This window comes from Clostridium lamae (genome assembly GCF_033043255.1).
In the GTDB taxonomy this organism is placed as follows: domain Bacteria; phylum Bacillota; class Clostridia; order Clostridiales; family Clostridiaceae; genus Clostridium; species Clostridium lamae.
Window position 1 is genome coordinate 16,341 of the sequence record NZ_JASCQJ010000007.1, and the last position, 24,980, is coordinate 41,320.

The 24,980-nt window shown below is 26.2% G+C and carries 22 protein-coding genes; all 22 read right to left on the minus strand.

From position 1 onward, the window contains the following. Positions 1-110: 110 nt before the first annotated feature. The 22 genes from galU to QK892_RS05635 all read right to left on the minus strand — a co-directional run bounded on the left by galU (position 111) and on the right by QK892_RS05635 (position 24,974). Entirely contained in the window at positions 111-1,001 is an 891-nt protein-coding gene (gene galU, locus QK892_RS05530) for a UTP--glucose-1-phosphate uridylyltransferase GalU (protein WP_317272533.1), read from the minus strand. A gap of 269 nt (positions 1,002-1,270) precedes the next feature. Beyond that, positions 1,271-2,281: an acyltransferase family protein gene (locus tag QK892_RS05535; RefSeq protein WP_317272534.1), complete on the minus strand. Its 1,011-nt coding sequence runs from the start codon at positions 2,279-2,281 to the stop codon at positions 1,271-1,273. 906 nt (positions 2,282-3,187) lie between these two features. Then, the gene (locus tag QK892_RS05540; protein ID WP_317272535.1) at positions 3,188-4,597 is read right to left on the minus strand and encodes an oligosaccharide flippase family protein; all 1,410 of its coding nucleotides are present in this window, start codon (positions 4,595-4,597) and stop codon (positions 3,188-3,190) included. 4 nt (positions 4,598-4,601) lie between these two features. After that, positions 4,602-5,717, minus strand: coding sequence for a polysaccharide pyruvyl transferase family protein (locus tag QK892_RS05545; RefSeq protein WP_317272536.1), 1,116 nt, complete (start codon positions 5,715-5,717; stop codon positions 4,602-4,604). A gap of 16 nt (positions 5,718-5,733) precedes the next feature. Further along, positions 5,734-6,762 carry a glycosyltransferase family 2 protein gene (locus QK892_RS05550; protein WP_317272537.1) on the minus strand — a complete coding sequence of 343 codons (1,029 nt, stop codon included), beginning with the start codon at positions 6,760-6,762 and terminating at the stop codon, positions 5,734-5,736. Between the two features lie 13 nt (positions 6,763-6,775). Beyond that, positions 6,776-7,963 (minus strand): O-antigen ligase family protein, encoded by a 1,188-nt coding sequence (locus tag QK892_RS05555; protein WP_317272538.1) that lies wholly within the window; start codon positions 7,961-7,963, stop codon positions 6,776-6,778. Between the two features lie 10 nt (positions 7,964-7,973). After that, positions 7,974-8,996, minus strand: coding sequence for a glycosyltransferase family 2 protein (locus tag QK892_RS05560; RefSeq protein WP_317272539.1), 1,023 nt, complete (start codon positions 8,994-8,996; stop codon positions 7,974-7,976). Positions 8,997-9,047: 51 nt separating this feature from the next. After that, the gene (locus QK892_RS05565) at positions 9,048-10,289 is read right to left on the minus strand and encodes a glycosyltransferase family 4 protein (RefSeq protein ID WP_317272540.1); all 1,242 of its coding nucleotides are present in this window, start codon (positions 10,287-10,289) and stop codon (positions 9,048-9,050) included. A gap of 14 nt (positions 10,290-10,303) precedes the next feature. Continuing rightward, on the minus strand, positions 10,304-11,428 hold the full coding sequence (locus QK892_RS05570) for a glycosyltransferase family 4 protein (RefSeq protein ID WP_317272541.1): 1,125 nt from the start codon (positions 11,426-11,428) through the stop codon (positions 10,304-10,306). 270 nt (positions 11,429-11,698) lie between these two features. Then, on the minus strand, positions 11,699-12,361 hold the full coding sequence (locus QK892_RS05575) for a sugar transferase (RefSeq protein ID WP_317272542.1): 663 nt from the start codon (positions 12,359-12,361) through the stop codon (positions 11,699-11,701). A gap of 32 nt (positions 12,362-12,393) precedes the next feature. Then, on the minus strand, positions 12,394-13,164 hold the full coding sequence (locus QK892_RS05580) for a tyrosine-protein phosphatase (protein ID WP_317272543.1): 771 nt from the start codon (positions 13,162-13,164) through the stop codon (positions 12,394-12,396). Positions 13,165-13,726: 562 nt separating this feature from the next. Continuing rightward, a complete protein-coding gene (locus QK892_RS05585) occupies positions 13,727-14,380 on the minus strand; it encodes a CpsD/CapB family tyrosine-protein kinase (protein WP_317272544.1) in 654 nt (217 codons plus the stop codon). 9 nt (positions 14,381-14,389) lie between these two features. After that, entirely contained in the window at positions 14,390-15,067 is a 678-nt protein-coding gene (locus tag QK892_RS05590) for a YveK family protein (protein ID WP_317272545.1), read from the minus strand. 78 nt (positions 15,068-15,145) lie between these two features. Further along, on the minus strand, positions 15,146-15,853 hold the full coding sequence (locus QK892_RS05595) for a CpsB/CapC family capsule biosynthesis tyrosine phosphatase (protein ID WP_317272546.1): 708 nt from the start codon (positions 15,851-15,853) through the stop codon (positions 15,146-15,148). Positions 15,854-16,167: 314 nt separating this feature from the next. Beyond that, complete coding sequence (locus tag QK892_RS05600) at positions 16,168-17,646, minus strand: lipid II flippase MurJ (RefSeq protein ID WP_317272547.1); 1,479 nt, start codon at positions 17,644-17,646, stop codon at positions 16,168-16,170. A 47-nt stretch (positions 17,647-17,693) separates the two neighbouring features. Continuing rightward, positions 17,694-18,761, minus strand: a complete 1,068-nt coding sequence (locus QK892_RS05605; RefSeq protein ID WP_317272548.1) for a polysaccharide pyruvyl transferase family protein — start codon at positions 18,759-18,761, stop codon at positions 17,694-17,696. Next, complete coding sequence (locus tag QK892_RS05610) at positions 18,762-19,859, minus strand: glycosyltransferase family 4 protein (RefSeq protein WP_317272549.1); 1,098 nt, start codon at positions 19,857-19,859, stop codon at positions 18,762-18,764. It lies immediately after the preceding gene. After that, the gene (locus QK892_RS05615; RefSeq protein ID WP_317272550.1) at positions 19,847-21,205 is read right to left on the minus strand and encodes an O-antigen ligase family protein; all 1,359 of its coding nucleotides are present in this window, start codon (positions 21,203-21,205) and stop codon (positions 19,847-19,849) included. The genes QK892_RS05610 and QK892_RS05615 overlap by 13 nt, the downstream gene beginning before the upstream one ends. Continuing rightward, positions 21,198-21,839 carry a CatB-related O-acetyltransferase gene (locus QK892_RS05620; RefSeq protein WP_317272551.1) on the minus strand — a complete coding sequence of 214 codons (642 nt, stop codon included), beginning with the start codon at positions 21,837-21,839 and terminating at the stop codon, positions 21,198-21,200. Before QK892_RS05620 ends, QK892_RS05615 begins: the two co-directional genes overlap by 8 nt. Before the next feature lie 4 nt (positions 21,840-21,843). Beyond that, positions 21,844-22,740 carry a hypothetical protein gene (locus tag QK892_RS05625; RefSeq protein WP_317272552.1) on the minus strand — a complete coding sequence of 299 codons (897 nt, stop codon included), beginning with the start codon at positions 22,738-22,740 and terminating at the stop codon, positions 21,844-21,846. 36 nt (positions 22,741-22,776) lie between these two features. Further along, complete coding sequence (locus tag QK892_RS05630; RefSeq protein WP_317272553.1) at positions 22,777-24,027, minus strand: glycosyltransferase family 4 protein; 1,251 nt, start codon at positions 24,025-24,027, stop codon at positions 22,777-22,779. A gap of 14 nt (positions 24,028-24,041) precedes the next feature. Further along, positions 24,042-24,974, minus strand: coding sequence for a GDP-L-fucose synthase family protein (locus QK892_RS05635; protein ID WP_317272554.1), 933 nt, complete (start codon positions 24,972-24,974; stop codon positions 24,042-24,044). Positions 24,975-24,980: the final 6 nt, after the last annotated feature.

Genomic DNA, 24,980 nt, shown 5'->3' on the forward strand with positions numbered 1-24,980 from the left:
CCACAAAAAAACTTCAAAAGTAATATACCTTTGAAGTTTTTTAATATATTTATTATAAACATTTTTATTTATCATTAAATATATAATTTTCTATTTTTAATAAATATTTTCTATAAAGTTAATGATCTTAAGTATTCTGTAAAATCTTCTCTTAAATCATCATTTCTTAAAGCATATTCAATATTGGCTTCTAAAAATCCTTGCTTATCTCCAACATCATATCTTCTTCCTTCAAAATTATAAGCATATATAGCTTCCTCTTCTAAAAGTTTTAATAATGCATCAGTTAATTGAATTTCTCCACCTTTACCTGGTTCTGTTTCTTCTAATATTTCAAATATTCTAGGAGTTATAATATATCTACCTAATATTGCAATATTGGATGGTGCTTTATCTATACTAGGCTTTTCTACTAATTCCTTAACTTTATAAATTCTATCTTCTATATTAATTCCACCAACTATTCCATACTTCGATACATTTTCTTTACTAACTTCTTGAACCCCTAATACAGATGTTTTATACTCGTTATAACAATTAATAAGTTGACCTAAGCAAGGCTTATCATCATTATAAACTATATCATCACCTAATAAGACAGCAAAAGGCTCATTTCCAATAAAGGTCTTAGCACATTGAATAGCATGTCCCAATCCTTTTGGCTCCTTTTGTCTTATAAAATGTATGTTTACCATATCAGAAATTTCTCTAACCATTTCTAACATTTCTTCTTTTCCGTTATTTTCAAGTTCTAACTCTAACTCTATAGATTTATCAAAATGATCTTCTATACATTTTTTATTTCTTCCAGTTATAATTAAAATTTCTTCTATGCCAGATTGAACACATTCCTCAATTATATATTGAATAGTTGGTTTATCAACTATTGGTAACATTTCTTTTGGCTGTGCCTTAGTTGCAGGCAAAAATCTTGTTCCTAGTCCTGCTGCTGGAATTACTGCTTTCTTAATTTTATCTCCTAAACTAAAATTTCTATTCATTCTCATTATCCCCTCATAATAAATTTAAAATTATCTAACTTAGTATAAATTTCTTTAAGCAAAATATTATACTGTAGCTGAGCTTAAAATTACACTTAATCAAATCCTTAAACTTACTCTACTCGTTTTATCTCTATCCCTCTTTTTTGTATAAAAGAATAGGTGACTATTAACTTTTAACTCTATTATCATCCCCAGTGGTGTTTGTGGTGTGCTTTGCATCCCACTTGCTACGGGGATGCTTGTGTGGCGCTTTGCGCTACTTGCTCTCAATTATGAACTAAAACTTGTAAGTTGCTCTTTCTTTTTTTACCTATCAGAATACCAAAGTACTTATCTATTATATATGCTATAGGTATTGTTATAAAAAGTAATAATATTGTGCATATAAATATTATAAATACATTTTGTCTTGCTAAATCAATATCTACTTTTAATATAATTGATATTACTTTTATTAATACTCTTTTAATAGGTTCATGTATGCACATTATTATTAATGAATACTTTCCTATTACACTAAAGAATTTAAATTTATAGATTTTCGATATTATATAAATAATAGCAATGCCAGAAAGTGACCCAATTATAAATAATATATAATTTCCATAAACATTATTATTCATATCTACTCTACCATTAAAATATATTGATACAATATTGATTAGTAAACAAATTAGTATAACTAACGATTTCTTTATTCTTAGTTGTTTCTCATTACAAATAAATAAATATCCAATTCCATAAAATAATATTGCCATAAACATTGTATCTAATGTAAAAGGTAACCTAAAATCTAATAATTTAGGTAATACATATCCAACTAAAGATGAAGTACACAATATTCTTAGTAACTTTTTATTGTCAAATTTATTAAAGTAATAAAAAATAATCTCTGTTATTAATAAACATGGTAAAAACCACATAACATTATTATAAACATAATTACTTAAACCACCATTTGCAAGAAACAAACCTGTTATTTGACTTATGATTGTAGTATTATCTCCTCTAAGATTCCGTTCTATTATTATCCAATAAATTAATGTTAAAATAGAAAAAATAAAATAAGGAGTTAATAATGTTTTTGCTTTTTTCTTTATAAAACTCTTTTTACTACTAATATAGAAAGTTATTCCAGATATAAAGAAAAACATAGGCATGTGAAATGAGAATATCCAATTTGTAAGCAATTCATTTTGAGATACATGCCCCATAAGTACAAGCGTTATTCCTAAGCCTTTCATTACATCAATCCAAAGAAGCCTATCTTTATTCATGAAATCTATCTCCTTTTCTTCTATTACTATATAACGCTATCATATTTTGTATAATATTCCTATATATGTTTTTTATTGTAGATTTTATAATTTAATTAACAGAATGACCTTTCAAATAAGGCGTTATAGTTATTGACTGTAATAGAATATTTAATATATATCACTTTATCTAAAATATAAACTAAAATAGTTCTACCAGTGCTATACATTCCTATTATTGTATGAGAAGAACTATCTTTTGATATTTCCGTTTCTATTCACAAATCTTTTATTAAAACTAGTTGAACCCCACTACTTGAGATGAATTAATCAAAATACACATATTTATTTATGTGTAAGTTTTTTGAAACCCTAACAACATATCTATATTGAAACATGTTCTACTAACTTTGGTTATTATTAATCCAAACTATATACATGCATATGTTTCCCATACTCTCTTTATGTACAACAACTAGCTACTAAATTAAATGTCTGATAACTATATGTATCATCAGAATTATTCCTCTACGTTGTTAAAATACCAACTTTCCCCTCTAGAAATCTTGCATTTTCATAAGAACCAATATGAGTTATAGTAAATTTATCTTTAGTTAATGATGATATTAATTTTGTATTAATTATACATACATTTTGAGTTATTATTTTTCTACTATATTTAAATTTATTACATTAATTAAATTATCTAAAGTCTTTGGATTAATCTCTAATAAACTTAGTATTCTATTTTAGAAGTCTTATTATCCTTTGTTTCCGAATTACTAATTTCTTTTTCTATATAGCATTTAATCTTCATTAAAAGTTGAGTCTTACTTAAATATAACTCTCCTCCTTCTAATATCAGAAAACATTTAAAAACTTTCTTACAATTTAAATTAGCACATTTTTATTTATTTATTTATTTATTTATTTACTTATATGTCCACCTATCCCCAAAAAGTCATTCAAAATATATCTGTAATTGCAAGTAAAATAGATTACTATTGCACCAAACACTTGTACTATTATTTTTGTATAAATATTTTCTATCAAACTTCCTATTATAATCAAGTAAATAAGCATAATAAAAGATTTTACTACTATTGGAAGTAATTTTTTAAAATTATTTAAATAGTTGATTTTAGTTTTAGTATATACAATTTGATATACTAAAACTGAAAATTCTGCAGCAACAGTTCCAATACAAGCACCATATGCTCCATATTTTTTTATAAAAATAATATTAAATATTAAATTAATTATTGCACCAAGTGCAGTTGACATAATATATATTTTATCTTTAGATTTAGGTATCAAATAATTACTTCTTATAATATTAGTCATTGCTGCAAATAATATTGTTGGTAATAGGAGGATTATAATGTTTGCTGTTTTTGAAAATTCTTCTCCAAAAAAAAACCTTGTGAAATCCTTGGAAATTACGAGTAATCCTAATACCATTGGTATTATAAAGAAATAACATAAATAAAATGTTGATGAAAATTTATTTGCTAATTCTTCATCACTAGATTTTGCTATATGAGGCATCATAACAGTTCCTAATGCAGTAACAAAACTAATAGGTATATTAATAATTTTTTCTGCACTTTCATAATATCCAAGCTCTGTTGTATTCGCAAGAAAACCTATCATTGTCTTGTCCATGACCCTATATATGCTATATGCAATTACTGGTATAAAAAGTATTAAGCATTGAGGTAAATGGGAAAATACTTCTTTGAACGATATTTTACCAAAAGAAACTCTTTTCCTAATAAATATCCATAAATATACCTGACTAATAAATGTGCTAATACTCATAATTAAAGTGTATAACCACAGGTCATTGTTATTCTTAACTAATGCAAAAATTAACACCAGCGATAATATTTTTATAATAACATTCCTTGTTATTGTGATCTTAAATTCTTCCATACCAAAAAAGAACCAATTAATATCAAATGCACAAGATATTAAAAATATAAATTGAATCATCAAAATATCCTTATGATTATAATCTATAATTACTATGAAAATAGCAAAAAATATAATCATTAAAATATTACAAATTAACTGTAAAAAGTAGATAGAATAAAATTTTTGAGATAATTTGCTTCTATTTAAACTACATTTTGCTATCTCTCTAGCACCATAATTATTTATGCCCAGCATTGATGCAAGCATAAAATAGTATACTAAAGAATAGGTATATGAATATATTCCTATATTGTTAACACCCAATATTCTAGAAATATAAGGAGTTGATACTAATGGAATTATAAAAATAAATACCTGATAAACTACATTATATATAAAGTTTTTATTTGTTTTTTTCATTTTATTATACGTTCCTCAAGCTTTCTCGAAGATAGTCTATAGATTTCCTTTTTAAAATATCAATATTTTTTTCATAATCAGCATAATCAATTTCACCTAAATAGTTGAAATTATGATCAAAATCGTACGGAATAAGTCTATTCTCCATATTTAGCTGTTTTAATAATGTTATTACTCTATCATCATTTCCATACATTTCACCATTCTTGATTGTAATAAATTTTTTTCTATATAATGTTGAAAAAATAGTACCATGATAAGATGTCGTTAATACAAGCTCTGCATTTTTTATTAAGTTTAAATACACGGCAGGACTCTCATATTCGGGTAAAACAAATCCAAAACTTTTGATAAGTTTAAAATAATATGATTTTGTACTCCAAGTAAGCACCTTTAAATTGTATTTATCAGATATTTTCTTTACAAATTTACACATTTCCCTATCAAATGATGGCGAATAGAAAAATATGTATTTATCTTTCTCTTGTAGGGAATTGTCTTCAATTTTATCATAATCTTTTTCGTCTAATAATAATGTTGGGTCTAAAAGTACCGGAACATCAATTCCAATCATTTCTTTAATCCATTTTTGTCCATTATTTTCTCTAATAGATAAACAATCAAATCTCCTTAAATAATTACAATACTTTTCCTCATCATCTATCCACTCAGATATTTTTTTTGCTCCAAAACTTGGTGCATATGCTATTTTCTTTGCTTCTTTAACCCATGAGAGAAAGTATGCATCATCATGATCTTCTATTGTAATATTCCAAATTTGATCGCTACCTGCAATCACTGTATCGTATCCCTCTTCAGATATTTCACATCCATTTCTATATTCTTTACTTAAAATAAACTTTTTTCTCTTAAACTCTTCATATTTTTGATTATTACGTTCAATTTTACTTATTGCAGGAATAGTGAATATATTTTTTATAATATTTTTTATTGAATTATTCTTAAATCTAGTAGCATAAATTTTTCTTTGTCCTTCTGAAGAAAAATTAACTATTTCTGCTTCATACCCTAATTTCTGTACTACTGTTTGCATTGCATAAGATTCTAACATAGAACCACAATTATATGAATTGTGAAAAGTTATTATTCCAATCTTCATTTTAAATCTCCCTTACCTAAATCTTTACTATTATTCCATTTTTATTTTTTATATAGTAGATGGACTTTAATCTACAATACATCTTCATTATAAATATCGATAAAACTACCATTCTATTTTTTAAGCATCCTAATACTATTCTTTGTATTCTTGATAAATCTGCTTTATAAATTTTTAATTCTTTTAATACCAGATTATACTCATCTTGCTCTGTAAAATGTAATATGGGCCTTTCAATTATTTTCCATTTTGATAATGCAACTCTATATATGATTGTATATAATCCAGTTAATAAAGATTTTTTATAAATATATAGCCATTCTTTTTTTTCACTTAGATGATTATCACACAATAATTTCCAAAACATTCTATGAAAATATTCTTCTGTATCAACTATTTTCAAATTAAATTTATTTGTTGATGACTGCATGTTCTTAAAAAAACAGTAATATGATTTATTTACACCTACTATTTTGTGTGCTTTTATAAAAGCCTCAAAATTAAATAACATATCCTCTCCATTAATCATTCCAGTATAAAAAAATATATTATTGCTAACCAAAAATTTTCTTGAATATATTTTTGAAAAAACCCAGCATAATGAGCTACCTACTTCATTTAAAGTATTAGCACCAATTGCAGCTTTTGCACATTCAAAATTGCCATAATCCTGTCCTGAAATTTCATTGCTTAAAAGAATTACATCTGCCAAATTATTTTTTTGAATTGATTCTACTAATATATCGTTCCAATCTTCACTCATGAAATCATCTGAGTCCAGAAAAATAATCCAATCACCTTTTGCATTTTTAATTCCTTTATTTCTAGCAGCACTTACACCTTTATTCTCTTGATATATATACTTTACATTACTAGATTGCTTTATAAATTCATTACATAATTTTCCACTTGAATCAGTAGAACCATCATCAACAAGGATAACTTCTATATCTTCATTTTTTTTCTCAATACACTTAAATACTGTTGTTAAAAATTTTTCTGCATTGTAAATTGGAACTATTACTGATAAAATTACATTATTCATTTTTTCCTCCACTTTAGACAATTTGTTTATATTTACCCTGGGGATATTCTCTACAAACAGAATCAATATACCAAACCATAAAATATATCATATACATAGAAGCATCGACATATACTTCTGCAATCAATGCAATATGTAATGCCAGATATAATGCAGAAACAATTTGTGTAGCTTCAAACTTAGCATATTTACTCGTTTTTTTTACCATCATAATATTAATTATAAAATACAAAATCATGGATATTATACCACCAATATATAAATACTCTAGAATTTGGTTATGGGCTGATATGATTGAATTAGAAGAATATAGTTGTTGCCTTACATCATACCCCTGTTCTCCCCACCCAATTATAGGGTGCTGTGATATTGCATTTAATGCTGTATCCCATATTTCTGTTCGATATGTTAGATTTATATCTTTTTTTAATATGACAACAATTATATATGAAAACAGATATTGTAGTCTTAATATAGGTATCGCAAATAACATTATAATTATTGCACACAAGTAAGTACGCATATTAAATATCTTATATTTTTTTTTAATAAATGGTGCCAAAACTATTATATATAACACGCTCAAGCACAAAAGCCCTGTTCCAGATTTTACGTATAGAGCACTAATGAAAGTAACAATTAATAATAATATTCTTCGAAAATTAAATTTTTCAAGTTTACACAAAATTAATGTAATTCCTGTGGCTGGAAGAAAATATGTTAAATGTTTATTTTTAAATCCTAAAAACCAATTTTCTGTTGTTTCACCGACAACCCCAGTGCTATACATACCATTAGGAAATAATAATAAAGTAATAAAATTAATGTAAATAAACAGTTCAAAAATATAATATATATTTTTATATAATGTTACTGGTTTATCAGAATAAATTTCAAATAAAACAGCAAGCGAAATTATAATAACTGCCATTTTTATCGAATAAGTGATACTTCCCCCTCTAATAATTGTTACCAATACAATCCAAGCCTCAAAGATAATCCATAACAAAGTAAACTTATTATAGCGCATTCTAAATATTAGTTTAACAACTAATATCAAAGATATCAAAACCCTATAAATATCATAAAAACGACTAATATACGGTAGCATTAATAAGTACTCCGGTACTATAAATGCCAATATACACAAAAAGATAAAAATAGAATCTCTACATATCTTGAAATTACTTGTAATTCTCATAGTTACTACCTCATTTTCTTAATCTCGATAGAATGTACAGGAATTGAATTCCTCGGTAAGATTTATTTATGTATAGTTTTCGCAACAACTTATATTGAAACTTCAATTTATTTTCATTAACATTACAAAATGCATCATACCAGACTTCATTATTAAAAGAACTAATTATTAATTTAGTTCTTGTGATTTTATCTATGTGTGACTTTTTATGCATTAAGAACAATTTAATCCACATCATATATGCATATAAAACAGCAATATTATAAGATTCATCCCCTAAATGATATCTTTCACATCGTTTCTTGCATTTTTCTAAGTAAATGAATACTTCCCTATTATAATTACTATGGAACTTTTCCATTGCTGAATTTGGATGAATAATATAATTATATCCCACATATTCTACCAATAATATTCTATATGCATTATTTAAGGCATCTATATTAAATAATGCATCTTCACGTATAGAAATTTCCCTTTCAAACCGTATATCTTTTACTATTGATTTTCTTAATAATTTAGTGACTGGATATCCCAAAACTTGTAAATCTATGTTATTCCCCTCTAAAGTACAATTATCTATTAATGACCGCATTACATCTTTTATATTATCATTTTCTAATATTTTTGTTCCACAGTTATTAGTTTTTAATGTCACCTCAGTTCCATTTAGCTGCCTTATACCTGAATAAACAATATCAGCTTCATTATTAATTGCATAATTATATAAAGTTTTAACATAATCCTTTTCTATATAATCATCACTATCCACAAAACATATCCATTCTCCCTGTGCATTGTTTATACCTAAATTTCGGCTATCAGAAACACCTGAGTTTTTCTTTTGTATAATTTTAATTCTCTCGTCAAACTTCAAAAATTTATTGATAATATCTAGTGAGTTATCTGTGGACCCATCATCAACCACAATAATTTCTATTGTTTTATATGTCTGTTCAATTATACTTTTAAGACAACGTTCTACATACTTTGAAGCATTGTACATTGGTATTATAATAGATATTAAATCCATAATTTTATCCTTTCCTGATATCTCTATAAATTATATTGACTTAACTTGTCTTTACTGTCCAGCTTCTATCAAATCACAAAAATCATTATAAAATTTCTCCAGATTCCAATCCTCTGTCATTTCCAACACAGCTTTCTCCATGTTATCAATCGTATCTGGATTGTTTAGTAAATATTCTATATTTTCAGATAATAAGCGAATTAAATTCTCATCTCTTTTTAAAAGTATACTGATATTTTTATTTGTATATTCTGGAATCCCTCCGGAATATGTCGTAATTAATGCCTTACCAGCAGTTAATGATTCTACTACCGTAAGTGGGGCAGGATCGTCCCATATAGATGGTATAACGACTATATCAGCCAATGCATATAACTCTGGAATCATATAATAGTCTATAAAGCCAGTAAAAATAATTTTATCTTTCATACCTAGTGCTAATTCTTTCATTTCTTCTTCAAATGGACTAACCATTCCACTTCCAAAGTAATATCCTCCAACTATTAACAATTTGACATTTTCATAGTTAACATTTTTAAAAGCCATTAACAGTTCCTTAATTCCCTTTTCTTGAGTAAATCTTCCTGTAAACAATACAATTTTGTCTGATGTATTTAGATTAAATCTTTTTCTTAATTCGTCTTTTTTATCTTGTTTTACATTAACTCTGAATTTTTTCTGATCAATTTTATTTCTTAAAACATAATAATTATTATTGTCCTCTTTTCCTAAAAACTCTGACAATGTTCCATTGATATAATTACTTACGCCTAATACAGATTTACAATTTGCTATTATACTTTTACAACCATAATCATTTGTTACTAAATTGTGCAAATGATAATAATATCTTCCTTTATATTTTTTATAATTATCGTACTTTTTTAATATCATAAATAATGTAGAATGATTTTCAATTACTAACTTCCCATAATCCTGCTTCTTTATTTTTTTTGCAACTTTTCTTATATAATATAATCTCTGTAAGATATATCTATATGACATGCTTTTTTCTTTTTTCAAAATATTTTTTACAACTACATATAATAACTTATCTAGCTGTTGAATAATAAATGGTATTTTTATAAACTCAATTTTTGTGTTTCTATATTGTTTTGCTTGTATTTTTGCTTGTTCGTTAAAGCAACTAAAAATTGTTAAATCTATTTTCTTGCTTAATTCATTTTGTTTAATAATATTTTCATCTAATGCTTCTACCGCTCCACCCATTGTGGCTGGAACTGGAAAATACCCACTAGTTATAATTGTAATTTTATTATCCATTTTTTTCATAATACTATTCCTCATTATAAAAGTATTCTTTCTATTAATTCTTGATGTTCTATAGAAACACGTTTTATATCATATTTTTCATTTACTTCCTTGAAAGCATTTGTTATCATCTTATTAGATAAATCAATATCATTATGAAGTCGAATTACTGCTTTAGTAGTTTCAGTAATATCATCAACTTTTACTAATAAGCCATTTTTTTCATTCTCTATAATGTATGGTATTGCGTCTACTGAGGTTGCTATAATGGGCGTCTGTGCCAACATATATTCAGATAATACGAGGCCAAATCCTTCCCATCTTGATAATAGCAAGCCAACATCAAAATTTTTCATATATGAAAATGCATCATCTATCCACCCCGTAATAATAACAGAATTTTTCAAATTGCTATTTTTAATAAAAGATTCTACTTCCTCTCGTTCCTCTCCATCACCTACCATAACAAAGAAGGCATTTGGAATTTTATCCTTAACTTTTTCAGCCATTCTAATAAAAATATCAGGAGCTTTTTGCTTTGATAATCTAGCTACTGTACCAACCACATATGCATCTTCAGGTATATTAAGCGCTGTGCGAAGCATCGTATTCTTATGTTTATATTTTTCTATATCAATCCCATTCTTTATGACAATTAGTTTTTCTTCAGGACTAATTTTATTATCCAAAGCAGACTTTTTTTCCGCATCCGAAATACAAACTATAGAATCGCAAAAATTGGTTAATAGTTTTTCTATACTCATATACAGACTTCTTTTCATTTTATTACAATTCATATTAAAAGCCCATCCGTGTGGATTATATATACATTTATAATTAAGACCTATATTAGCTAATCTACCAATTGCCCCACCTTTGCTAGAATGACAATAGATAATATCTGGAGAAATTTTTTTTATTAATTTTCTTACTTCTATGGCCGCTACAAAATCAGATATATCTATTGAACGTTTTAGTTTCATTACATAATATTCAATTTTGTTATTTTCAAAATAATCTCTATCATAATCAGATGAACAAATCACAATGTTCTGATATTTAGCTGTATCTATCACATTAAATAACATTTGCAAATATCGTTCAACGCCACCGGCTGCTTGTACTATGTGTAATATTTTAATATGATTTGTATCCATCATATAATTAATTCCTTTCTTTATTTAATAACTTATTTCGTATTATTCTGATAATTTTAGGTAATAAAAAAACTTATACTAAACTATCCCAACTTTTTCTTCTCCAATACTCAAAATCAAAATTATATTAAATTAATATAATTTCAAATTTATATAAACCAAGATTTTCTTTTTCTAAATAATTTACTAATATAATCTTAAATCCATCATATTAAGTTTGTATCAATTTACGTCCTGTAATAAACATACATTTCACATGCTATATTTCTTTCTCTAACAAGCATTTTTATCCCCAAATAAAACAAAGAATGTTTTAAATATAAGCTTTAAATCCAATAAAAAGCTTCTTTCTTCTACATATTTTAAGTCAAGCTTCATCCATTCAATAAAATCGATATTATTTCTTCCTGAAACCTGCCAGTAACATGTAAGTCCTGGTTTTACATTTAACCTATCTAACATCCAAAGCTCGAAATCAGCTACTTCCTTTAGAAGGCTTGGCCTTGGACCAACTAAGCTCATATCCCCTTTTAACACATTTATTAATTGTGGTAATTCATCAATACTAGTTTTCCTAATAAACTTTCCTACTTTAGTAACCCTAGGATCATCCTTTATTTTAAACATAGGACCAGACATTTCATTTTGCTTGGCTAGCTTTTCCTTTAATTCTTCAGCATTTACAACCATAGATCTAAATTTATACATTTTAAATTCTTTTCCATAAAGTCCTACTCTTAGCTGAGAAAAAATAATTGGTCCCTTAGATTCTAACTTTATTAAAATAGCCACAATTAGTAATATAGGACTTAAAATTAATAATCCTATTAAGGATAAACTAAAATCTAGTATCCTCTTTAATATGTCATATGTAACTCTTTCATCTTCTCTTAAGTCCTCAATATTGCTTTCGTCATTCACTTGTAGTCTTTCCATAACCATTCACCCTTTACATTTAGCATTATCTTTTACCCAATCAACATACCTAATAGTCCCTTTTTTTCTTTAATTAAATTCCCTATAAACATAATTTCTTCATTATTTAAAAGCTCTTCCCCTGAACTTATTAAATAATTTAAGTAGTTATTACTAATAGTCTTTAACTCTTTAATTCCATTACTCATATCAGGAGTTCTTTTTTCATCCCTATGAGCATCAGATCCCAAAAAGCTATATATTCTATTTCTTATAAATATTTCTGCTGTTTTTTTAACTTCTTTTCCAAAATCTCCACTTATACTTCCTATATTTAATTGAAAAAGAAATCCTTCTCTTATAAATTCATTTATCAAAGAAGGATTTTTTATAAACTTAATATATCTTTCCGGATGTGCTATTACAGGCACAATACCTTTAAGTTGTAGCTCATATAAAATATCAATCACTTCTTTAATACCAAAACTCCTCATATTAAACTCAATTAACATATATCTAGATTCATTAATTGTTCCAATAAGTTTACTTTCATAGCTTTCTAATATTCTTTCATTAAAATAAACCTCTTGACCACAATAAATTTCAATATTTAATCCCTCTTCTTTAGCTAGTATGCTTATTTCCTTTGCCTTTTCTCTAACTTCATTTATAGGTATAGCATAATACCCTGGCAAATAATGTGGTGTAAGAACTAACTTTTTAGTACCACCTCTAGCTGCTTGCCTTAACATATTTACCGTCATTTCCCTTGATTTAGAGCCATCATCGACCTCCCAAATCAAATGAGAATGCAGATCTACCATAACACCACTCCCCAATTAATTAATTTTAATTATTTCCCTTAAAATTTTCCCATTTATTTACAGTTAAATATAAAAAAATAAATATAATTTTCCTTCTTTCATTTTTTCATTTCGATTTTGCGAATGCAAAAGAGAATCTTCATTCTTTCATTAAAAAAACTCAGAATGAGTTTTCTCCTTAATTATGCATTCCGCTTCATTAATGCATAATGCATAATTGATAATGCATAATTGTGGATATAATTCAGCGAGCTGAATTATGAACATTTATAAATTCCGAAGGAATTTAATCCTTCATTCCTTCATGCTTCTTTCATTCTTTCATTTCGATTTTGCGAATGCAAAAGAGAAACTTCATTCTTTCATTTCAAAAACTCTGTAAGAGTTTTAACCTTAATTATGCATTGTGCATTACGCATTATGCATTGATACTATGGCATTATGCATTAGCTGATTTTGCTTCAGCAAAGAAGCTCTTCATTTTTTCATTTCAAAAACTCTGTAAGAGTTTTAACCTTAATTATGCATTACGCATTATGCATTATGCATTGAAGTAGCTAAGCTACTTCTCCCCGTAATAGTAGTAATATTTGTTCCTGCTCGTATCTATCCCATTTAAGACTGTTCCAATTATATTAGCTTTAACCTTTTGTAAAAGATTGATAGTATTTTCTACTGAATCCTTCTTGGTTTTTTCTGCTTTTATCACTAATATAGTCCCATCTGCTTTAGCTGCTAAAACTTGTGAATCTGTTACTGCTTGTGCAGGCGGTGTGTCTAAGATTATATAATCAAAGCCTTCTTTTAATTTTTCTAATAAATTCATCATTGACTTTGATGATAGCATTTCAGATGGATTAGGAGGTATTTTGCCAGATGTTAAGATTACTAAGTTCTTATTATATCTATGTATAACAGTTCCTAAATCTTCTTTTCCTATCATTACATCTGATAAACCAACTAAATTTGAAACCTTAAATTTCTTATGTAGGCTCGGCTTTCTTAAATCACAATCTATTAATATTACTTTTTTCTCATCTTGCGCCATGCATAATGCTAAGTTCCCTGCTGTAGTGGATTTACCTTCCCCAGGCTCAGAGCTAGTTACAACTATCACTCTATAGTCCTTGTCAAAGGATGAGTACTGTATATTTGTCCTTAATGTTCTATAGCTTTCTGCTGCTATAGACTTTGGTTCTTTTTCAACTATAAACATAACTACCTCCTAAGACTCCTTTATTTTTGGTATTAATCCGATTACTGGTATTTCAAATTCTCTTTCTAATTGCTCCTTATTTTTAAAGGTATTATCTAAGAATTCTAATAAAAATGCTAGTCCAACTCCAACCATTAAACCTAGTAAGAATGCTATTGCTATATTCATCTTCTTATTTGGACTAACTGGCTTATCTGGTAGTTCCACTGCTTCAATAATTTTTATATTACCATTTGGAACTAATTCTTTAGATGTCTTTATGAATTCATCTGAAACTTTATCTATAACTGTCTTAACTTCCTCTGGATTTTTACTCTTATACTTAATTTGTAAAATTTGAGTATCTGCTACTGTAACAACTGTTAAATTATTTAGAACATTACTTGGTTCTAAATCAAGGCTAGTCCCTTTCAATCCCCTAGAAATTAAATCCTTTGTTTTTATGGCCTCAGAATATGTCTTCATAAGCTTTTGATACATAAGAACATCGTTTTGACTATAGCTTTGATTATCACTTTCATCCTTACCTATAAAAACCTTAGTGCTTGCTTCATATTGTGGTTTGATTATAAAAAAGCTAAATACTGCTGAAGCTATGGTTGCTATTAGTGTAATAGAAACTATCATTAACCATCTTTTCTTTAAGGCTTCAAACAACTCATCTAACCTTATCACTTGCTCTTCCAATATCTTTCCTCCTAACACTATACTGATATACTTTAAAATTAACATTTTTCTTATTGTATATATATTATGGGTATTTTATTAATGAATAGATTTGATTACTTTATTTTTTACTCTTTTTGAACCATTCTCATTTTTCATTAATATAAATAAACCTTTTTTGCTTATTCCCTGTAGTTCATTATTTACATATTCTCTCTTTATATTATCTTCAAAGCCAATAAAGCTATAAGCATCTTTTTTCTTTAGAGCCTTAGCTACTTTTAAAACTTTCTTTCCATATTCTCCATTTAAACTTGCTAAATCTAATTGTAATAAGCACTCTTCCTTAAGTAATCTCGATATATTTTTATAGTTATCTGTTACTTCTTTAATCTTTTCTGGCCCAAATATAATTGGTATGTAGTTAATTAAATTAAATTCATATATAATTTCATTTAACTCTTTTATGGTATTGCTTTCTTCAACATTTAATAAGACGTAATTGCTATTATCTATACTACCTATATCACCATTAATAAATTCTTTTACATTCTTAAAATTATCTCTTATTGTATTTGCAGGATATAGCTTTAAATCTATATTTTTTTCTTTTAAATATAAATTTAAGTCTTCTATTATTACCTTTACCTCATCTATAGAACTTTTCGATCCTTCATCATAGTAAACTGGAGCAATAACTAATCTGGTAACCCCTAAACTTGCTATCTTTTCTATTTTATCTATTAGGCTTAAGACATTAAAATCATTATTTATAACTAGATCCTTTAAAATTAAACTGGCAAACATAATATCCCACAACCCCCAACCTTGTAATTTTTTTCAAGCAAAATCAATTATAGGACTTTTTTCCCAATTTGACCATTACTTTTGTCCTACATTTTTTTACACAAAAATATTAAAATTTTACATTTTTAATTTGGACAAAAATATAAAGGGTAAAAACTAAGATATCATCTTAATTTTTACCCTTTTATATATGAGCTTTAATTCAAAGTATATTGACCTTAAACTTTTATATTAAAATCAGAATATTTTTATTTTTCATGTCTAAATATTTTTTAGTATAAATTCCTCTATTTTGGTGTAATTTTAAACTTTATCTAAATATCAACTTTAAAAATACGACTTTTAGAAATAAACAATATTAACACAAATATAGCTGCTGTTAAAATTCCATAGAAAGCAATATTCAATATTATATTATTTATTATTATGTTATTTTTTATAAATAACATAATTCCGCATGTGATTAATAATGAAAGTATATTCTTTGAATACTCAGTAATTAACATAGTTTTGCTTGCTTTTATTATAAATTTCTTATTAAATTTAATCATAATAGAAATTAATGAAATAAATGATGCAATCACTGATCCCAATATAACACCATATAGTCCTAAAATATTAACTAAAATTATACTTAGAATAATATTAACTATGCTTACCATAACACTATTCTTTACAGTAGTTTTTGTATCTCCTACTGCATAAAAATATCTATAAATTAAATCTCGAATAACATTAGTCTGCTGTCCTACAATATATATACTAGCGCATATAAAAACATATTGCGTAATGTCATATGTAAATTCACCTCTTTCAAATAGAAGCGTAATACCTTCTTTTCCAACAATGAAGAATACTACAATTACAAGACAAATAATCATATGAAAGAAAATTGTATAGTCCCAAAAGCTTTTTTGATCTTCGTTTTTTCCTATCTTTTTTATGATTTTCGGATATATATAAATAAGCAAATTTCCTATTAAGAGAGTATTAATCATGTTTATTATTTGATTTGAATAATTTAATATTGATAATTTACCAGAATCAAGATTTGATGAAATTAAAGAGTCAATTAATAGTGATAATCTATATATTCCACTGCTAAAAATAGTTGGTAAGAAAATATTAAGCATATATTTAAAATCATTATCTTTAAAATATAATGCTATTTTATAACTAAAGCCTCTAAAGACTGCAAATATTAAATTTAATATTAGATTAAGTAATATTCCTATAGATAAAATAGTTGCATAACTATATATGTTGATTTCAGGAATAAAGACTAGCACGAATACAACTAGAAATTGAGAAATTAAATTTATAATTTTAGGTTTATTATATGAACCTTGGCACTGAAAAAACGCATCAGTAACTCCTGTAATAATTGTTAAGAATTGTGTTGTAAATAAAATAATCAGCAAATTAGATGCTGTTTCAATAAAAATTTCTGAACGATTACTAATAATATTAATAAATGGTCTTCTGAATATTATAATAAAGCTCATTATTATTAAGACCACTCCATATACTACAGTTATAAATGTATTGAGTGATTTCTTTTTTTTCTTATTAATATATGCTGGAATAATAACAGTGGTCATACCAGAAGAAACTATTCCAGTAATAAATGTTGCAATATTGTTAGCTAAATTATAGGCATCCATTTCTTCTGATACTCCAAACTTACCTGCAACAACTGATGTCTTCATTATCATTAATACTTGAATTAGGCATGTTATACCAATCATCAAAACTAATTGAACTAAATTTTTTATTTTTTTATTATTATTCACATGTTACTCCTTACTATTTTCTATAAAATAATGTTTAGTTAAAGAATTTATTCTTTATTAAACTTTTTAAATAATTCTATATTATTAATAGCTCTTTTGTATCCTTCTTCAATAAGTTTATTGTCAATTAGATTATAAACCTTATATACTTCTAATAATTTATCAACACTAAAATCTTCTGGATATATTAAATCTTCCATTTTATTAATGGATTTTAAATATATTTCAATTTTATTATCATACCCAATAGCAATTGTATTAACATTATTGAATTCAGATAAAAATATTCCGTGAAGCCTACCGCATATATATAATTCTGAAGATAATATTACTTCTATTCTCATATCATTATTAATATCTTCTAAATACTCTATCCCTATATCTACTTTTTCTTCAAGTAATTTATTATAGATTTCCTTATTAATATTTATGTCTATTGAATCTCCTACTGGCATTATAATTATATTGTCAAAATCCTTTGAGATTTTCTTTATAAATTCTATAAGGATTCCAATGGCTTTCTCTTGTTTATCACTTCCAATATATTTTTCAAGATTTCTCCATGAGATTACAAGAGATTTCATCTTATACTTTATTTTTTTTAGATTAGCTAATGACAAATATACTAAATCATCACATAAAAATAAATTTTGGTTTGTACAAATTGACTTAGCATAATCGTATGAAGTTTTATCACGAAAAGTAACTAATTCTGCATTTTGTAAAAGTTCCTTTGTTCTTTGTATCTTTTTTTCAGATTTAATGTCTCCAATTCCAACTCCAATATATCCGTAACTCTTTTTTCTTTTTTTAAATATCTTCATGTATTTATATAATCCATCACCAGCATTTTCAGTAAAGCATGTCCCACCTATCCAGTAAATCTTATCGTAGTTAATACTATAAAAATATTTTATCCATAAAGATTTTCCCTTACTGATTTTAGGTAACTTTTTTATCTTTATGTATGAAGGTAATTCAAAATTTATCTCATCTCCATAAATTAGTAATAGTGTTACATCATTGCTTTTAGAAATATTCTTGCAGAAAAATTCTAACATTAAATCATCACCTAAATTATTTTTACCAAAAAATCCAGTGATTAATATTTTCATCTATTTAATCTCCTTTGTATCATTTATTAAACTGCTATATATAGCTCCATACTTTTCACTTATTTCACTATCTGAATGATATTTATCTACATAGTTATATGCTTGTACTCCTTTTTCTCTTATAATACTTTGATTTTCTTTAAAATCATTTTGTACTTTGCTTATAATTAGCTCTAAGTTATTTTTATGTTCTTTTTCATCTTTATAATTATATGAATAAACAAAACTATCATCCATAAGTGCTGTTATTGTACCTATTTCTGGACATATTACTGTCCTTTTTAATGAAAAGCTTAAATATACTGCCCCTGAATTTAAAGAGCTTTCTTGATTATATGGCAATATAACTATATCTGATGTGTTATAATAGCTAGACATTTCTTCATCTGGAATATATCTAAAATCAGTTATAATATTTTTATTATTATCAATCTTTTTAACTAATTCTTTTTTGTATTCATCTGAACATGGCTTACCAGCAATCAATAATTTTATATTATTTTCTTTTACCTTACTAAATATATCTATTAATATTTCAATATTTTTATAAGGAGAAATATATCCTAATATAAGAAATACTAAATCATTATTTTGAATTCCTAGTTTTTCTCTATAATTTTCTTTGATTTCATTTTCATAATTAGAAATATAATTTGGATGATAAACTACTTGAAATTTTTCTAAATACTTTTCTCCTAAGCCTTTAATTACCTCTTTAGTATCTGGACATAATCCAACTATAACATCTGAGTATTCACATAGCTTATTCATCATTTTTATAGAATATTTATCACTTTTTAAGTTATGTGGCTTCTTATTATGAATTGTATAAATAATTTTCTTCTTATTTAATTTTAACCATTTTAAGATTAAAACTTTAGAATGATATATAAAAAAATTTTTCACATCATTATCTGAATTTATATTTTCATACCAATTTAAATTATATATGGCACATTCTTTAAATAATTTTAAGTCTGTAAGACATTTTTTTATTGGCATTGATTCAATATTTTGTTCTTTTAATAACCTTTTTATATTATCAGAATATAAATTACCTGTATTAAATACACTGTAGCAAGATACTATTCTTTCCATATCAATTCCCTCTGTTCTAATTTATTGTTTATCTCATTATTATTACTATTTTTAAAAAGTAATTGTACATAGCAAATTATAATGCAAAAGATTATCCAAAAAGGCTGTTTTAGCATAGCCCATCCTTGTAATCCATATACAATATAAGTTCCTAAAGCTACAAGTGGAAAAACAGCAAATTTACTAAATTCTTTATTTTCATTCTTAATAACTGATATACATTTTTTAAATGCAATAACATAAATCCTTAAATAAGCTATAATTCCCAACACTCCCATTTCGCATGCAACTATAAAAAATGAATTATGAATTGGAGCTGTTTGTAAAAACATACTGTCAACTAATATATTTTGATAATTTACATTTGAAAAGACCTGATCAAAATTATTGAAAATGAAATATGTAATATTATTTAATCCCACTCCAAAAATAAAATTTTTTAAGAATAATCTTATTCCCAAATTCCAATGAACCATTCTAGTACTTAACATATCGAATATATTATTTCTTACAAAATACTCGTAATAATAATCTGAATTTATAAAGAATATAATACCCGCTATAGCTCCTATTATTGTAATGGCTTTTACAATATAATTTTTTCTGTATCTATAAAATATTATCCCTACTATAATAATTGCACTTAATATAGTCATAGCTCTAGCCCCTGAAAAGTATAAATTAATCCAAGACAAAACCATATATACTAGTGAACGTCTTTCTTTTAGTATCCAAAAATCTACTAAAAAGAAAGCTAAAATAATAATCATATATAAACTAAAATCTCCTGGTGATTCCATAGTTCCAAACATTCTATAAAATCCATTTCTTATACTATGAGAGCTTGTACCTGTTATAAATGGTATAATAATTCCTCCAAATGTGAAAAGAAATCCTACAATTGTCTGAATTATAAGACCTATCTTGAATCCTTTTTTTATCCAAGAATAAAACTTATTAAAATCACCTATACTAGTAAGCAATATTGCTATAAGAAAATATTTAAAAATCTTTACTAATCCAAAAAGTGATAAAAGATTATTTTGATTATTTGGAAAAACCATTGTTATTGCCGAAATAATCAAAAGTAATCCAAATCCTGATTTAGAACTAATTTCACTTTTCTTAATTCCCTTAGATATAATTATAAAAATAAATCCTAAGACCCAAATTGAAACTAAATCTATAAATATCCCATTACCATATTGCATATTTAGTTTATTTTCATTTGATATAGATAATATTTCAATAAAATTTCTAGAGTATGCAGCTATTACTGGAAGTAAGACTACAAATATTTTATTAATATTAATCTTAAGTATATTATTTCCATCTACATTAATCACTTATGTTATAACCCCCAAAAATCTCCTCGTTTTTATTAATGAATTCTCTTATTTTATCTTCTTCTAGATTCCACCAATTAAATTTAGTTAATTCTTTTCTTTTCTCTTCATCAAATCTATATTTAATTATTTTTGCAGGAACTCCCCCTACAACTGCATAAGGGGGGATATCTTTTGTTACTACAGCACCTGCTGCAACTATTGCACCATCTCCAATTTTTATTCCATCTAGTATTATGGAGTTTAATCCTATCCAAACATCATTCCCAATTATAGTTTTTTTATGTTCTATAAATGACTTGTCCTTTTTTATCGCATATTTAAATACATTTTTATCAGTATAAAATAAAGGTGAAGTAGAAATAAGATTAGTTGGATGCATACCAAATCCTATTTTCACGCCTGGTGCTATAGAGCAAAACTTTCCAATTTGACAATTGCTTATATCTGATTTTTTAGAAATATATGAGTAATCACCCATAGTAACATTAGATAATTTGCAGCCTCTTGCCACTGCTGCCTTTTTACTTATTTCTGATCTTACATCTATTAATGAAAAAATTGATATATTTTTTCTAATTCTCATAAGACTTTTTAAATTATATTTAAATATACCTTTAATAAATTTCTTCATATTATTACCCTACTATTATCCCTGTGTACATATAAATTACAGTTTTTAGCCTTTCAGAAAAACTTTTATCTATAAAATATCTTTTAAATTCTTTTATGATATTATTTTTAGGGATAATACTTTCCTCAAATTCATATACTAGCTCAAATTCATCTTCTTTTTGATTAAATCTATCAAATTTAACCTTATGAACTCCAGTTCCATCGAAACCATCGTTAGTAATATCTGATTTTGTTTTCCATACACAAACTCCATCATTTTTGTATATATGGAAATACCATCTTATAAGCCATGAATTTACTTTTCCATTTAATTGCCTATCTAAGAAATCACTAAAGGCACTTCCTGAATAATTAAATTTCTTTATTTCTTTTTCATCCTTCAATAATTTTTCATATTCATCAGTATCTTCAAAGTTACAACTCATCCAATATTTCTTCCAAGTTCCCCATCCCCATGAACATGGATATGGAGTTAAATATGTTGATCTCTGAATTTTTTGCTTCATAGGAAGTCCAAAACCTGAAATATGCATAACTTTTTCATCATCTTCATAAAAATCAAAAGCTTCATTCATATATTCAATAAAATCATCTTTTGGAATACAATCATCTTCTACAACAATTACCCTTTCATAACCTAAGTTGAAGACACTAGTTACTCCATATATTACTGACTTTGCTAACCCTTTATTTTCTACTGAATAATTTTTTTTAACTGAACACCAGTTAATATCATCAATTATTTTTCTAGTTTTCAAAACATCTTCTTTGTGATTTTCATTTTTTATACCATCACAAAATACAAATAATTCTTTTATATCATTTCTTTTTAGTCCTTCTACAACTTTTCTAGTATGTAATGGTCTATTATAAGCGAATAATATAACAGCTGTCTTCAAAGTAATGCCCCCTTTAATCAATACAACTTATATATTTTATGAATAAATTGTATTGATTTCATTTTTATAATTTTCGATTGCCACATCTTTTTTAATATAATTATCAACGTAATATTTTCCCTTAATTCCTATATCTCTATAGCTATCAATATTATCTAAAATATCTACTAGCTTTTCATATATCGCATTATATTGACCTGGTTCGATACAAACACCGCACCCACACTCTTCAATAATTAATCTAGCTTCTGATCCTTCTTCTAAAACCCCAAGAACTGTCTTTCCTGCTGCCATAACCCCATAAAGTTTACTTGGCACAGATACACCCTTTATCCCTTTTGCATTAACTACCCAATGTATATCACCTGCATTTAAAGAATAAATTAAATCCTTCTTTAACTGGTATGAAATGAACTTAACATTTGTTAAATAGTTTCTTTCAGCATAATTAATAAGTTTTTGTTTTATACTTCCATCTCCAATAAATGCAAATACCACATCTCGTCTATCTCTAAATCTTCCTACTACTTTCAAGAGATTTTCTAGGTCATAGTAAAGGCCTAAATTTCCTGAATACATAATTACAATTTTGTCTTCTAGCCCATTCTTTCTCTTAAATTCCAGTACCCTTTCATCATTCCTTGATAATGGATATATTTCTTTTTCATCTATCCAATTATTAATAAATGTATTATCTGGAACCTTTTTATTTTTGAATCTATCCTTCAAAGTTATTTGCATATCTCTTCCAACAACGATAACTTTATTAGATAACTTACAAGATAACTTGTCTATCCACATTGCAAAATTTAATAGTAGTTTATTATTACTATATCCAACAGCCATTGTTTGCTCTGGATTGAAATCTTGTATATTGTATATAAACTTTGCTCTCTTTATATATTTACCTAATACTCCTAATACTCCACCTAAAACTGGAGGCTGAGAAATTGAAAATACATAATCTTGTTTGCCACTTTTAAAGGTAGCCCATATAGCTCTAAAGAAGTAAGCTAATAAATTTAATATTCTACTTTTTTTATTTTCTTTACTGAACTCTGGAACTCTTACTCTTATTACTTTTATTCCATTAATATTTTCTAAATAGTATTTTTTCTCTTTATACTTATCATCTATTTCACCTGTATAGCTTGGAACTACACAAATTACTGTTATATCAAAAACATCCTTCATCCCTTCACACAATTCTTTTAGAATTTGTCCAGTAGATGCTACATCTGGATGATAATAATGTGCATAAACTAATAATCTCTTTTTATCTTCCATATAACCTCCTAACTCTACATTGCTACATTTTCTAAGTACCACTTATATGCTTCTTTTATTCCATCTTTTAATTCCATGTTATATTTCCAACCTTGGCTTTCTAATCTACTTACATCTAATAGCTTTCTTGGAGTTCCATCTGGTTTTGATGCATCAAAAACTATTTCTCCTTCATAACCTACAACTTCTTTTATTAGTTCTGCTAAGCCTTTTATAGTGATTTCTTTTCCTGTTCCTATATTGAAGAAATCATTTCCTTCATAATTCTTCATTAGATAGATACACGCATCTGCCATATCTTCTGAATATAAGAATTCTCTTAGTGGCATACCACTTCCCCATACTACTACTTCTTTTGTATTATTTACTTTTGCTTCATGAAATCTTCTTATAAGGGCAGGCATTACATGAGAATTTTCTGGATGGAAATTATCATATGGTCCATAAAGGTTAGTTGGCATTACACTTATAAAGTTTGTTCCGTATTGCTTATTAAAGTACTGACACATCTTTAGTCCTGATATCTTAGCAAGGGCATAAGCTTCATTTGTCTCTTCTAAATATCCTGAAAGTAAGTATTCTTCCTTTATAGGTTGAGGGCTCATCTTAGGATAAATACAAGAGCTTCCTAAAAACATTAGCTTTTTAACTCCATACTTATAAGCATTTCCTATAACATTATTTTGAATTTGTAAATTTTCATACATAAAATCTGCAGGATAAGTGGAATTTGCATAGATTCCACCAACCTTAGCAGCTGCTAAAAATACATATTCTGGCCTTTCTTCTTTAAAGAAGGTTTCTACTGCTAAAGAATCCATAAGATCTAACTCTTTATGAGTTTTCCCTATTATATTTGTATATCCATCTTTCTTTAATTCTCTAACAATAGCAGAGCCAACAAGACCTCTATGTCCTGCAACATAAATTTTGCTATCCTTATTCATATTAAT